The 602-nt window shown below is 71.3% G+C and carries 1 protein-coding gene; it reads right to left on the minus strand.

From position 1 onward, the window contains the following. A partial coding sequence (locus tag VQ02_RS34270) for a DUF2865 domain-containing protein (RefSeq protein WP_048448751.1) occupies positions 1–602 on the minus strand: 602 nt, incomplete at both ends.

A 602-nucleotide genomic window follows, 5' to 3' on the forward strand; every position in this document is an offset into this window, starting at 1 on the left:
GATGTCGCCCTTGTGGCGCACCAGCATGCTCTCGGCCTTCACGAGGGCCTGCGCCCAGGTCTGCGTGCCCTTGCACGAGCAGTTCGGCACGAAGGCTTTCTGGAACTTGAAGGCGTTCGGCAGGGCCGAGTAGGCGCGCCTGGTCTGGACCGCGGCGGCCTGGTTCAGGCCGTTGTCGGTCGGCGGCATCGAGTAGGCGGCGGCCTCGGTGCCGGGGCAGAGGGCCCGGCACATCTCGTCGGCACCCTCCCGCCCGTCGGGCAGGTTCGGCATCGGGAAGTAGGCGCCGTCGCACATCCGCACGCAGATCACCTGCGAGCCGCCGCGGCCGAAGCCGTCGGCGGGTTTCGACTGGAGGGCGGCGGCGCTCGGCAGGCCGGTGCAGGCCTCCTTCACGGCGGCGATGAGCTGCTCCCGGCGGGCGTTCGAGACCTCCCGGGCGCCGGAGCCGTAGCCGGCATTGAGGGCGCGGATGCGCTGCTCGACCTGGGCGCATTGCGGCGGCCGCATGTCGAAGAACAGGAAGCGCCCGCCCTCGCAGCCGATCGACTGACGGTAGGCGACGAGCTGCTGGATCTCCTCGACCTGCCCGCGATTGGACT

Origin of the sequence: Methylobacterium variabile, assembly GCF_001043975.1 — a bacterium.
GTDB lineage: Bacteria > Pseudomonadota > Alphaproteobacteria > Rhizobiales > Beijerinckiaceae > Methylobacterium > Methylobacterium variabile.